This is a genomic window from Aeromonas sp. 159, assembly GCF_963862045.1.
GTDB lineage: Bacteria > Pseudomonadota > Gammaproteobacteria > Enterobacterales > Aeromonadaceae > Aeromonas > Aeromonas veronii.
The window spans coordinates 1-13,063 of sequence record NZ_CAWLMI010000064.1; the positions used below are offsets into that span (position 1 = coordinate 1).

General features: G+C 54.3%; 12 protein-coding genes and 2 pseudogenes. 9 read left to right on the forward strand and 5 right to left on the reverse strand.

The annotated features are described in order from the left end of the window. From AACR14_RS11855 to AACR14_RS11865, 3 genes are all read left to right on the forward strand, one after another. Positions 1-498: hypothetical protein (locus tag AACR14_RS11855; protein WP_026035060.1), on the forward strand; the 498-nt coding region annotated here is incomplete at its 5' end. A gap of 878 nt (positions 499-1,376) precedes the next feature. Continuing rightward, positions 1,377-1,964: a hypothetical protein gene (locus AACR14_RS11860; RefSeq protein WP_156808821.1), complete on the forward strand. Its 588-nt coding sequence runs from the start codon at positions 1,377-1,379 to the stop codon at positions 1,962-1,964. Positions 1,965-2,041: 77 nt separating this feature from the next. Then, a complete protein-coding gene (locus AACR14_RS11865) occupies positions 2,042-2,323 on the forward strand; it encodes a hypothetical protein (protein ID WP_156808822.1) in 282 nt (93 codons plus the stop codon). A gap of 226 nt (positions 2,324-2,549) precedes the next feature. Here the strand turns inward: AACR14_RS11865 and AACR14_RS11870 are convergent. Then, positions 2,550-2,744, reverse strand: a pseudogene (locus AACR14_RS11870) (transcriptional regulator); the annotation flags it as partial. Then, positions 2,731-3,426 (reverse strand): DinB/UmuC family translesion DNA polymerase, encoded by a 696-nt coding sequence (locus tag AACR14_RS11875; protein WP_019446337.1) that lies wholly within the window; start codon positions 3,424-3,426, stop codon positions 2,731-2,733. The pseudogene AACR14_RS11870 and the gene AACR14_RS11875, both read right to left, overlap by 14 nt. A gap of 409 nt (positions 3,427-3,835) precedes the next feature. On the opposite strand from AACR14_RS11875, the gene AACR14_RS11880 reads away from it, so the two are divergent. Next, positions 3,836-4,696 carry a DUF2167 domain-containing protein gene (locus AACR14_RS11880; protein ID WP_019446338.1) on the forward strand — a complete coding sequence of 287 codons (861 nt, stop codon included), beginning with the start codon at positions 3,836-3,838 and terminating at the stop codon, positions 4,694-4,696. A 144-nt stretch (positions 4,697-4,840) separates the two neighbouring features. On the opposite strand, the gene AACR14_RS11885 is transcribed toward AACR14_RS11880, so the two are convergent. The 3 genes and pseudogenes from AACR14_RS11885 to AACR14_RS11895 form a co-directional block, all read right to left on the reverse strand. Next, positions 4,841-5,092 carry an ogr/Delta-like zinc finger family protein gene (locus AACR14_RS11885; RefSeq protein ID WP_019446339.1) on the reverse strand — a complete coding sequence of 84 codons (252 nt, stop codon included), beginning with the start codon at positions 5,090-5,092 and terminating at the stop codon, positions 4,841-4,843. A gap of 58 nt (positions 5,093-5,150) precedes the next feature. Beyond that, a pseudogene (locus tag AACR14_RS11890) lies at positions 5,151-5,677 on the reverse strand (phage portal protein); the annotation flags it as partial. Between the two features lie 18 nt (positions 5,678-5,695). Further along, a complete protein-coding gene (locus AACR14_RS11895) occupies positions 5,696-6,502 on the reverse strand; it encodes a crotonase/enoyl-CoA hydratase family protein (RefSeq protein WP_019446341.1) in 807 nt (268 codons plus the stop codon). A gap of 168 nt (positions 6,503-6,670) precedes the next feature. On the opposite strand from AACR14_RS11895, the gene AACR14_RS11900 reads away from it, so the two are divergent. The 5 genes from AACR14_RS11900 (at position 6,671) to AACR14_RS11920 (ending at position 12,926) form a co-directional block, all read left to right on the forward strand. Continuing rightward, a complete protein-coding gene (locus AACR14_RS11900; protein ID WP_019446342.1) occupies positions 6,671-8,458 on the forward strand; it encodes a putative nucleotidyltransferase substrate binding domain-containing protein in 1,788 nt (595 codons plus the stop codon). Positions 8,459-8,460: 2 nt separating this feature from the next. Further along, entirely contained in the window at positions 8,461-9,087 is a 627-nt protein-coding gene (locus tag AACR14_RS11905; RefSeq protein ID WP_019446343.1) for a 3'-5' exonuclease, read from the forward strand. Between the two features lie 105 nt (positions 9,088-9,192). Further along, positions 9,193-9,504 carry a DUF485 domain-containing protein gene (locus tag AACR14_RS11910; protein WP_005336970.1) on the forward strand — a complete coding sequence of 104 codons (312 nt, stop codon included), beginning with the start codon at positions 9,193-9,195 and terminating at the stop codon, positions 9,502-9,504. 11 nt (positions 9,505-9,515) lie between these two features. Next, positions 9,516-11,168, forward strand: coding sequence for a cation acetate symporter (locus AACR14_RS11915; RefSeq protein ID WP_026035062.1), 1,653 nt, complete (start codon positions 9,516-9,518; stop codon positions 11,166-11,168). 165 nt (positions 11,169-11,333) lie between these two features. Further along, the gene (locus AACR14_RS11920; protein WP_005336974.1) at positions 11,334-12,926 is read left to right on the forward strand and encodes an ABC-F family ATPase; all 1,593 of its coding nucleotides are present in this window, start codon (positions 11,334-11,336) and stop codon (positions 12,924-12,926) included. Positions 12,927-13,063: the final 137 nt, after the last annotated feature.

Genomic DNA, 13,063 nt, shown 5'->3' on the forward strand with positions numbered 1-13,063 from the left:
GCCGAGATTGCAGCGAGGGGGGTTGGGGTTAAGACGGGCGACAGCCCGGCACCTTGGAGCTCTGACAATAACTGTACGCTACCGGATCCTGATGTCTTTACGGACCAGATCATGAGGCAACAATGGGGATTATCGCCCTTCTCTATCGAGCGTTTGCAGGCTGGCGCCAGTGTCAGGGCAGACGGTTTCACCCTCTGGCTGCAGAACGGCCAGGTGCAGTCGAGCCGATCGTTACCAAGCGAACAGTATTGGCAGCCAGAAAAACTGCCGCCCGCCGAACAGGAACAGCCGGATGAGTTCGCGGTACCGGAAGGGGAGCAAGACTGGCCAATGCTGGTTGAGCTGTGCGGCAAGGTCTACCAGGCACAAGGCCATGCAGGGACACACCAGTGGATCGAGATGCTGCCACAGCCCTATCAGTCAGAAATGTGGCGGGTGCTGGAAGGATTAGATGTGCCGAAGTGGATGCAGGAGCAGGGAGACTACAGCGAGGAGTAGGCATGAACATGAGTAGCAAGCTTACCGTCAGCCGGTAAGAGTACCGCCGGCTGGACAATCGGGTGACCTGCGTCCTGCAGCAACGCTGGCCTGTCGGCTACCGCCCCGAGATACCTAACCCAATGCAGACCAGAGCCAGCCTCCCCAAAGTACCGGTTCTGTAAGCAGATGACGGCTCTGTGAGCAGCCCTATCTGAATAGCACCGGGCAACATCACCGAGCACGCCACCCCAAGCGTCGTCGAACATCTCAACCCAAGGAGCAATCCAGCAGTACTCGGTCGTGCTGACCATCGTCAACATATGAGGCCACAGCCCTACATCTTGACCAGCTACATAATGTGATACTAATTGCCTCGATAACAGTCCTGAGTTGTTCACGAGGAGAAGGCCTTGTGGAGCTTTCAATTCCAGTTCCTTGAGTGTATTGTTGCTCCGTTACAAAAGCGGAGCCAAAAGAGGAGTTCCTGCGAATACGTCCAGCACCATTAACAGACTGATAGCGTTGTCTTTAAATGTGTTTTCGGGGCCACGTTTCAGCGTTATATGGGCTGAATATTATGGTTAAGTTGTTCAAGGTGTGAACATGTTAAGTGAGGAAGAATACAAGGCTCATATTAATAGCATTGAAAACAAAGAGGTTCCAGAAATAATATTTTCGGTATTATGCAAAGTTTCACAATTTTTAGAAAATCGCAGAAAATTATTTTCTGAATCAGAAAGAATTAGGCAAAATCTATTTAACTCCTTCTTCAAACAATACAATACAATACAATATTGGCGCTCTCACAAAAAACTCAATATGTTTTTAATCCTGATATCAGCTATCTAGACATAAGATCTATTAATATACTTATTAGGTCTGCACATGAAATATATTTGGTACATCATTATTTAGTATCTGATGGTATGTTTGGAAGCGTCAATTCAGTTGACGAGAGAGCCTTTAAGTATCTTATATATAAACTATCAGGAGAATTATCACAAATAAGAACATTGGATTTGTATAAGGAGCTTAAATATAAGCCTGACAACACACTGGATTTATATGAGGCCGCCACTACCAATAAAAATGAAGTTTTGCAAAAAATAAGTTCTTTTGAAATTTATAAAAATTTGCCGAAAGAACTGAAGAAAAAAATTAAATCAGGAGAATGGAGAGTAAATAGTGAAAGAACTTTAAGTTGGTCTGATCTAGCCGAATTAACACCGATGGTTGCTCAGTATGGAAAACTAGAATATCACCATTTAAGCCAATATACTCATATGACATATGCATCACAAGTTCTTGAGGCAAATCATAATCAAGATATTGATGGTTTGCTCTGCCATTTGTATATACTTGCATCTTTATTTTCGTTTTCTGTGATATCGTCTTACAATATGATAATCACAAAAGATGATATCTTAACAAAGAGAGAACAATCACTCATTATAGAGTTTTTAGGATTGGCCTCTAACAGATAAACATATCACAATTCATAACGTAGCGTCGCTAAAAAACAAACACGACGTTTTGATATAACAAAAATTAAGAGCTCATCATGGCAACACATAATGTAAATGACAATATTATATTAGCTAATTTATTTTCCTTTAATGTGGTTTCTGTTGGAGATATTATAAATTTGCTACTGATCCAGCCCCAAGTAACTAATCTTGTAGTAGATTCCATAAACTTCTCTCAAGGTCCGTCCGCCGACATTATTTTACTAGCAGATAACAACAATAATTTTTGCACTATTCAAAAAGATAACTCCAATGTGATTCATATTTTTAAAACTGCAGATAGCAATCCGATTATATTACATGAGCATCATGTATAACTGAGCTACAGTGGTTGCAGCTCGTGTTATGGAGTTTAGTGCTATGGACTTCTCCTTAAACTGTGTTTTCAAAACGTTCATATTTCAGAAGCTGCAATTTTAAGCCATAACATGGGCCTCTAAAGGGCCCATTCCAGTGTTTACGTAAATAAATTATTTTTTATCTGGATGGGGCTCTATCAAGTGAGGTTAGCGTTTTTCCATCCCTTGATAGGAGCACAGCATACGCCCCCAGTCCTTTCAAGACGGTCTCCTGCACCTCCGGCGTGAGTGATCCCATCAAGCTCAACACCAGCTGGTTTGTGGTCTTGGCCGAGGACCTTCGGGTGTGAGCAAACGACACGGTAGCCACCCAACTGTGGCCGAACTCTGCGTCGGAGCATGGGTAAAGATAGGTATCGCATAACTCACTTAACCACAGGCAGCTCGCCGAGCGCGGTGGTATAGCGGGGGCTTAGCTGCTCCCGCTTCATCATCCACTCTCGAGTATCCCGGCCACGGGTCGCAAAGTAGACCTTCCCCAACCGTCCCTGATTGATCTTGTAGATGACCTGCATCAGCGCCTCGCTGCGCGGGGATTGCTGCTGTGCGGCGAACAAGTCTCCCTGCTGCATGCTGGCGGGGGTGAAATCGGCCAGTATCACGCCACCTTTCTGGTAATGCTGTTCGTCGCGCCAGATGCGGGGGAGCAGCTCGGGGATCAGGGTCAGCAAAGCACGGGTGTCATGGGTGGGCATCGCCAGCTTGGTGCTTACCTGGATGCCGTAATAGGGCTCTCGGTCGCTGAACGGGCTGGTACGAATGAACAGAGTCACGTGCCGGCAGCACATCCCCTCCCCCCGCAGTTTCTCGGCGGCCCGCTCCATGTAGCCGGCCAGCGCCTGGTGCATGGGACCTATCTGGGTGATGCGCTCCCCAAACGAGCGCGAGCAAATGCTCTGCTGCTTGGCCTGGGCCTCTTGCTCCAGCTCGGTGCAGGGAATGTCGTGCAGCTCCTGCACTATGCGCTCGACCACCACGCTATAGCGGCGCCGCAGTGTCTTGGGGTCGACGGCGACCAGGTCGGACACGGTCTTGATGCCCTGCGCCTCTAGCTTGGCCAACAGCCGCAGGTCAATGCCCCATATCTCGGATACAGGCCGTCAAGACCAGCCATGGAGCAGCCAACCACACACGACAACCTTGATTAGCAGCACCTAACCCTCCCACCTTAACAACGAGCTAAAAAAACACTCAACGCATCAACATAGGTCACCAACAAAATTAATACAACAGTTGAAATTGAACTGTAAGTATATATTTTTTTGGTAAACGTTGACCCAACCAAGGGCTTCGTGCGAATACCGCTAGACAGTAGGGACAGGCTAGGAATATCATGATCTATAGGCAATGTTTCAGTGTCAGTCATGAGAGTTGGGAGGTATTATACGGACTACTACATCAATCGTTAAAAACTATTTTCCAATCTATTCATTGTTAGTAGAAAACACCGATAATCGTCAAGGCAATTAAATGAAAAAATTATTTTTTATTCTATTTATTTTTTCCATACAAACATCAGCATCAGAAGATGAATATATAAACAAACTAAAGGAACTTGATTGGCAGCAAGTACCAAAATCTTATTCGATCTCTGACAATAAAGCGACAGTAACAACAACAGAGAATGATTTTTTAGTAATTGGTAAAGATGCCGATGAATACATGTATATAACGCAGGGACACAAGAACTATCACCCAGATGCTGTAATATTGAGGGTTCAGGGGCCAGAAGTAGATTCACAAGTCATCTATAAACTAAATAAAACTGGTTATTTAACTAAGGATGACTGGGATGAAAACATTGATAAAGATGCAATGCTTAAAGAAATACAAAGAGGTACCACCGAGGTAAATAAATTAAAAGGAGAAGGTTACCTTGATTTATATGTAGATGGGTGGGCACAAGAACCTCATTTGGATAGTCTCAAAGACACTGTATATTGGGCCATATCAGGCCATGATGCTGCAAACAATAAATTCATTAATGCAAAGGCTCTAAAATTAGGGCGTGAAGGATATACAGAAATATTTTGGATAGGGTCACCAGAACAGTTTACCAGCACAGAAAAAGTGCTAGAACCTGTGTTAAAAAACTATAATTATAGTGAAGGTTTCAAATATTCTGATTATGTTCCTGGCACAGATGCAGTAGCCGCAGCAGGCGTGGGTGCACTAGTCTACAAATTGGCAACAGGAAAAGCGGTTGCAAAAGCAGGCGCTTTCGCCCTAGCCGCTGTTTTTGCTAAAAAATTGTGGTTCTTAGTATTTCTTCCGTTTGTATACGCTTGGAAATGGGTGAAGAGAAAACTCAGCAAAAAGCCAATCGAATGATTTTTTCAACACTGACCTTTTACACCTAATCCATTTCACTTTCTTTGTAGAAAATGGATGGTTAGAAATAACGTTAGGTCGCAACATGATCACACCAATAATGAATGACGATGCCGAGTGAATAGGGAAGAACAACTGGGGACGCTATTGCGCCCCCAGTCCTTTAAGTACCATTTGCCGCCCCTCTGGCGTCAATGACCCCATCAAGCTCAGCACCAGCTGGTTGGTGGTCTTGGCCGAGGGGCTTAGGGTGTGGGCGAACGACAAGGTGGCCACCAAGCTGTGGCCACACTCGGCATCGGTGCACTGGCAGTAGAGATCCGAGACATCATCGCTCAGTCGGTTGGTCTTGGTAATGCGGCCCCGCTGGCCACACACTTTGCAATAAACCCGCATTACGCCCCCTTTTCTATCCAAATCAACAGCCTATCTTGCCACAGCAAGCACTGTTTGTTTATACAGTTGAACAGATATTCTCCCGAAAATCGACCCGCAGGGAGACGGGAGTCCCGCGCTGTTGATGGCATCCTGGATAAGCTCGCACAGCGGCAGCACCTCGTTGCGGGCATAGGTCGCGTCGTACTTCTCAGGATCCCCTAGCCCTCCCCCACCATTGGTCGGGATGATGCCGGCCAGCGCCGCCGGAAAACGGTGGCTGGTCAATACGTCCTGGGCGGTGATCCCCTTGATGGCCGCGAACTCGTCCTTGGTCGCAATGTCCCCCACCGGGATCAGCTTGATGCCATCGGGCTTGCCGTCCGGGATGTTGACGAACATGGAGCGGAAGTTCCCTACCCCTTTGCTGCTGGCGATCATCTCCTTCATCTCCTCCTCGGTGTCGTCGTCCATGTTCGGGTCGGTGGCGTAGAAGATGAAGCCCATGTGGGCGCCGTTGAGGAAGTATTTGCGCCGAAACAGGGTGGCATCCTGATTGAGCAGCGCCGACTGCAGGCCGCCCAAGTAGTCGGGCATACCGTAGATCGCTCGTGCAGCTCGCAATCAGAGCGGATTGCGGCGCGGCCCGAAGGGCAGACGCCAACGAAACAGGCTGTTAAGGGTGGCCCGCCACTGATTGGGACGTCCCAGGATCTGCTTTTGCAAGCGAGTCTCTTCCTTCAGCATCGCCTCATCGCTGCGGGCCCAGGCCTGGCTGTAGAGCTGCTTGATCCCCGCCAGTGCATCCGGCGATTTGGTGATGAGGGTGCGGGCAAACTCCCGCGCCTCCACCAGCGGATCGGCGCAGACCCGGCTCACCATCCCGAGGGATTTCGCCTCGACGGCATCAAGCTCACGCCCGCTCATGGCCAGCTCCATGGCGGTATCCACCCCCATCAGGTTGCGCATGGTGACGCTGCCACTCATATCGGGGATGATGCCCCACTTGATCTCCATCACCGAGAAGCGGCAATCGGGGGTGCTGAAGCGAAAATCGGCGCCGAGCGCAATCTGCAGACCACCGCCAAAACAGACCCCTTGGGTGACTGCAATCACCGGCACCGGCAGCTGGTGCCAACCATAGGCAACCCGCTGGGCCAGATTGGTCGCCTCGTCCGCTTCACGCTTGAGAATATCGAGCGCCGCCACCGGCTGTCTCAGCATGGATTTCACATCCAGCCCAGCGCAGAAGGCCCGCCCCTCGCCGTGCAGGATCACCGCCCGCAGCCCCTTGTGCCGGGCGAGTTGCGTCAGCGTCTCATCGATGGCGCTGAACATGGCGCGGTCCAGCGCATTGAGTTTATCCCCCCGCGTCAGCATCACTTCGGCAATCCCGTCATGGATCTCGCACTTGACCCTTGGTTTTTCCATCTCCCTTGTCCTCTCCTTGATCCCTGAAACTGACTCACTGGTCATACCACCACGTTATCAGAGTGTGAACAGGCGGTACAGCTGAGACTAAAGTCGGCTGGTCGCCTCCCCCTCCCTTTGTCACACTGGGAGCTGCATGAGTGCCGCAAGCCAGCAGAGGACGCTGTCATGTCAACCCTGTTCAATTTTGCCAGACCACCGTTCGACCGACTGGATGAGGAGGCGCGCGAACGGCTCTCCCGTCACCTCTCGCTCTGCTATTTTCGCGCTGGCGATACTCTGCTCAAGGAGGGGGACGAGCCTCCCGGCCTCTATCTCATCATCAAGGGGGCGGTGGAAGAGTCGGCCCCTCACCACCAGTTTGGTGATTACGGGGTCGATGACCTGTTCGATGTGCGCGCCCAGTTTGATGGCCGCTGCCACCACCGCTTCACCGCGCTGGAAGATAGCCTCTGTCAGCTCATTCCTCGCCACACTTTTCTGGCGCTCTGTGAGCAGGACTCGCAGTTTGCCAGCTACTTCACCGCCAATCTGGCCGAGCGTCAGCGCCAGCAGGAGCAGCGCGAACAGCTGGGTCAGAAGAATCTGGCGGAATTTATCCTGACCCGCATCGAACCCGGCCACCTGCAGGCACCGCTTATCGTCGACAGCAAGCTGTCACTGCTGGCGGCGACCGAAGCCATGGTGAGCAAGGGGACCGATTGCCTGCTCTACCCGGCCCACGACGGCTCCCTCACGCTGGCAACCCGCAAGACCTTGCTCCATGCCCTGACCCTCAAGGGATTGCCGCTGACGGCCCCCCTCTCGGTGCTGACCCCTACTCCTCTGATTGGTCTGCCGCTGGAGAGCTATCTGTTTGATGCCCTGCTGCTGATGACCCGCCATCGTATCAAGCGACTGGTGGTGTGGCGTGGCAACGAGGTGGCGGGGATCTTGCAACTGACCCAGGTGCTGGGGCTCTTCTCGACCCACTCCCACGTGCTGACGTTGCGTATCGCCCGCGCCGACAGCCTGCCAGCGCTGGAAGCGGTGGCCCGCGAGCAGCAACAATTGACCCGCTCGCTGTTTGCCCAAGGGATCCACACCGCCTTTTTGATGAAGCTGATCGCCACCATCAACGAACAGCTGATCGCCAAAGCCTTTGCGCTGGTGATCCCCCCCGAGGTGCAGGATAAGGTTTGCCTGCTGATGCTGGGCTCGGAGGGGCGCGGCGAGCAGATCCTCAAAACCGATCAGGACAACGCCCTGATCCTGCCAGAGGGGGTGGCATGGCCCACCCAGGCAGCCGATCTGGCCGAATTCAGCGGTCTGCTGGAGCGACTCGGCTACCCGCTGTGCCCCGGGCAGGTGATGGTGAACAATCCGGCCTGGTTGAAAACGGGCAGCGAGTGGCAAAGCGCCATTGCCAGCGCCTGTACTACGGCAAAGGAGGATGAGCTGCTCTGGCTCGCCACCCTGGCCGATGCTCACCCCATCGCGGGGGATCGACAGCTCCATCTGCCGGTTGCCAGAGCGCTGCGCGAGCAGTTGGCGGACAGGCGGGATCTGCTGGCTGAGATGGTGCGACCGGCGGTGGCCTTCCATGCCCCCCTCACCCTGTTTGGCCGGCTGGAACAGCCACCGGAAGGGCTGGATCTGAAGCGGGGCGGCCTGTTCCCGCTGGTGCACGGTATCCGCATGTTGGCCCTTGAGGCAGGCATTCTGGAGACTTCAACCCTGGGGCGTATCGACGCACTGGTGGCCGCCGATCGGCTCAGTGCCGACTATGGCAGCAATCTGGCAGAGGCGTTCCGGCTCTTTATCCGGCTTAGGCTGCGCAGCCAGCTAAAGGGAGGCAATAGTCGGGTGCAGACAAGCGAGCTTAGCCACAGCGAGCGGGATCTGTTGCGTCAGGCGCTGCATCAGGTGAAGAAATTCCAGCAGTGGCTCACCTTGCACTTTCGTCTGAGACAATAGTCATGTTGAGCCGCGCTCGACGCTACTGGTATGGCCGCACGTTCCGAACGGGCGAGTTCGCGCCGCTCTTTGCCACCCCACCCGAAGATGAACGGATCGCCCTCGATTTCGAGACTACCAGTCTCGATCCCGAGCAGGCCGAGATCGTCTCCATCGGGGCGGTGCGCATTCAGGGCAACCGGCTGCTGACCGGCGAGGCCCTCGCCATCAAGGTACAGCCACCGGCTAGCCTGACCAGCCAATCTGTGGTGATCCACGGTCTGCGCCATCAGGATCTGCAACAGGGGATGAAGCTGGAAGCCGCGCTGCGCCTGCTACTCGACTATATCGGCCCGCGCGAACTGGTGGGCTATCACATCGCCTACGACCTGCGCATTCTCAATCTTGCCTGCCAGAAATTGTGGGGATTGACCCTGCCCCAGCGAGGGATCGAGGTGAGCCAGCTCTATCACGACCACCTCTATCGCCGCTACCCCGATGCTGCGATTGACCTCCACTTGAGTGCCATCTGCCGTCACTTGGCGCTGCCCCCCCTGCCCGCCCACGATGCCCTTGCCGATGCCACCACGGCCGCGCTCATCTACCTGCGCCTGACCTGCGGCTCGCCGCTGGCTTATCCCAAAGTCTAATTGTCGACAAATAACATTTAATTCACATTTTGCTTACATGAGCAGATTGCCTGCTCGTCGGGGTTACCCCATCCACCGCTGACACTCATGTCATGGAGAACTGCAATGGAACAGCAAAGCTATCTGAGGATCCAGCAAGATCCCAACTTCCAGGAGCTGGTCGCCAAGCGCCAGCGTTTTGCCTGGGCCCTCTCGGCTCTGATGCTGGGACTCTACCTGGCGTTTATTCTGCTCATCGCCTTTGCCCCCGGTTGGCTCGGCACCCCGCTCAGCGACAGCACCACCGTCACCCGTGGCATTCCGGTCGGGGTGGGACTGATCCTCTCCTCCTTCGTATTGACCGGCATCTATGTGTTTCGGGCCAACGGCGAGTTTGACGAGCTGAATCAGAAGATCCTCAAGGGAGTGCAGTCATGAGCGCAAAAAGCATGAAAGGCAAATGGCTGCTGTTGGCCTCACTGGCCTCCTCCCCCCTGCTGGCAGCGGATGCGCTGACCGGCGAAGTACAACGCCAACCTCTCAATGTGTCGGCCATCGTGATGTTCGTGGTCTTTGTGGCCGCTACCCTGTTCATCACCTACTGGGCCTCCAAGCGCAACCGCTCGGCTTCCGACTACTATGCGGCCGGTGGCCGTATCACCGGCTTCCAGAACGGTCTGGCCATCGCCGGTGACTATATGTCCGCCGCCTCCTTCCTCGGGATCTCCGCGCTGGTCTACACCTCCGGCTACGATGGCCTGATTTACTCCATCGGTTTTCTGGTGGGCTGGCCCATCATTCTGTTCCTGATCGCCGAGCGGCTGCGCAACCTTGGCAAATATACCTTTGCCGATGTCGCCTCCTATCGTCTCAAACAGACTGAAGTGCGCACCCTCTCCGCCTGCGGTTCGCTGGTGGTGGTCGCCCTCTACCTGATTGCCCAGATGGTCGGTGCCGGCAAACTGATCGAGCTGCTGTTTGGCCTGCAATACCATGTGGCCGTGGTGCTGGTCGGTATTCTGATGGTGCTCTACGTGCTGTTTGGCGGCATGCTGGCCACCACCTGGGTGCAGATCATCAAGGCAGTGATGCTGCTCTCCGGTGCCAGCTTCATGGCCATCATGGTCATGAAATCGGTCAACTTCGATATCGGTGCCCTGTTTAGCGAAGCGGTCAAGGTGCACGAGAAAGGGATCGCCATCATGAGCCCGGGTGGCCTGGTTGCTGACCCCATCTCCGCCATCTCACTCGGCCTGGCATTGATGTTCGGTACCGCTGGTCTGCCCCATATCCTGATGCGTTTCTTCACCGTGAGCGATGCCAAAGAGGCGCGTAAATCTGTGTTCTACGCCACCGGCTTTATCGGCTACTTCTACATTCTCACCTTCATCATCGGCTTTGGCGCCATCTTGCTGGTGAGCACCAACCCGGCCTTCAAGGACGCCACCGGCGCCCTGCTGGGCGGCACCAACATGGCAGCCGTCCACCTGGCCAATGCGGTTGGTGGCAGCCTGTTCCTCGGCTTCATCTCTGCCGTGGCATTTGCCACCATTCTGGCGGTAGTTGCCGGATTGACCCTGGCGGGAGCCTCTGCGGTCTCCCATGACCTCTATGCCAGTGTGCTGAAGAAGGGCAAGGCCAACGAGACCGATGAACTGCGCGTCTCCAAAATGACGACTCTGGTGCTGGGTGTGGTTGCCATTGGTCTGGGGATCCTGTTCGAGAAGCAGAACATCGCCTTCATGGTCGGTCTGGCCTTCTCCATCGCCGCCAGCTGCAACTTCCCGGTGCTGTTCCTCTCCATGTTCTGGTCACGCCTGACCACCCGTGGCGCCGTCTACGGTGGCTGGCTGGGGCTGGTGAGCGCAGTAACCCTGATGATCCTGGGCCCGACCGTATGGGTGAAAGTGCTGGGTCATGCCCAGGCTATCTTCCCCTACGAATACCCTGCCCTCTTCTCCATGGGGTTGGCCTTCGTCGGGATCTGGTTCTTCTCCATCACCGACAGCTCCCAGAACGCCGCCGACGAACATGCCAAGTTCCTGCCGCAGTTCGTTCGCTCCCAAACCGGGCTGGGTGCCTCTGGCGCCACCTCCCACTGATGAGTCAATCACACTACCAAGCCGGCCTCGTGCCGGCTTTTTTTATTGCCCATCAATCGGCTGCACGCCCCGCTTGCCCCGATCAAGATCACACTTCTCGCTAAAACTTTCGGGGGATCTGTGCCATAATGCGCGCCATTTGACAGACCAATCGGGACACATACCTTGTTAAGTAGCAACAACATCACCATGCAGTTCGGCGCCAAGCCGCTGTTTGAGAACATCAACGTCAAGTTTGGCGGCGGCAACCGCTATGGCCTTATCGGCGCCAACGGCTGTGGCAAGTCCACCTTTATGAAGATCCTCGGCGGTGATCTGGAGCCCACTGGCGGTAATGTGAGCCTGGACGTCAACGAGCGCATCGGTAAGCTGCGTCAGGATCAGTTCGCCTACGAAGATATGCGCGTACTGGACGTGGTCATGATGGGTCACACCGAGCTGTGGGCGGCCATCGCCGAGCGCGATGCCATCTACGCCAACCTCGAAGCGACCGACGACGACTACATGAAGGCCGCCGAGCTGGAAGGTCTGGTCGCCGAGTATGACGGCTATACCGCCGAATCTCGCGCAGGCGAACTGCTGCTGGGTGCCGGTATTCCCATCGAGCAGCACAACGGCCCGATGAGCGAAGTGGCCCCTGGCTGGAAACTGCGTGTGCTGCTGGCACAGGCGCTGTTCTCCAACCCCGATATCCTGCTGCTGGACGAACCGACCAACAACCTGGATATCAACACCATTCGCTGGCTGGAGCAGGTGCTCAACGAACGTGAAAGCACCATGATCATCATCTCTCACGACCGTCACTTCCTGAACTCCGTCTGTACCCACATGGCGGATCTGGACTACGGCGAGCTGCGCGTCTACCCGGGCAACTACGATGACTACATGCTGGCCGCCACTCAGGCGCGCGAGCGTCTGCTGGCCGACAACGCCAAGAAGAAGGCCCAGATCGCCGATCTGCAATCCTTCGTCTCCCGTTTCAGTGCCAACGCCTCCAAGTCCAGCCAGGCGACCTCCCGTCTCAAGCAGATCGACAAGATCAAGATTGAGGAAGTGAAGGTCTCCAGCCGTCAGAACCCCTTCATCCGCTTCGAGCAGGAGAAGAAGCTCTACCGCAACATTCTGGAGATCGAAGGCCTGTCCAAAGGTTATGGCGAGGCGCCCCTGTTCAAGGGCCTCAACATGATGCTGGAAGTGGGTGAGAAGGTTGCCATTCTGGGTACCAACGGTATCGGTAAATCGACCCTGATCAAGACGCTGGTCGGGGATCTGGCACCGGATACCGGTACCATCAAGTGGTCCGAGAACGCCCAGATCGGTTACTACGCTCAGGATCACGCCGAAGATTTCGACACCGACCTCAACGTGTTCGACTGGATGGCCCAGTGGAAACAGGATAACGAAGACGAGCAGGCTGTGCGCTCCGTATTGGGTCGTCTGCTCTTCTCCCAGGACGACATCAAGAAGCCGGTCAAGGTGCTCTCCGGTGGTGAACAGGGCCGCATGCTGTTCGGCAAGCTGATGATGCAGCGCCCCAACATCCTGATCATGGATGAGCCGACCAACCACCTGGACATGGAATCTATCGAATCCTTGAACCTGGCACTCGAGATGTACAAGGGCACCCTGATCTTCGTCTCCCACGACCGCGAATTCGTCTCCTCTCTGGCGACCCGCATTCTGGAGCTGAGCGAAGATGGTATCCGCGACTTCGGCGGCACCTACGAAGATTACCTGCGCACCCAGGGCGTGGTATAACCCCGCTCCTGCGCAAGTGCGCAATGCAAAACCGGCACTCAGGTGCCGGTTTTTTTATATCCCGTATTTAGACGACTGAGATGGCGTATAGCAGTGGTGTGACTACACGCCACAGAGCAGATAGCAGATAGCAGATA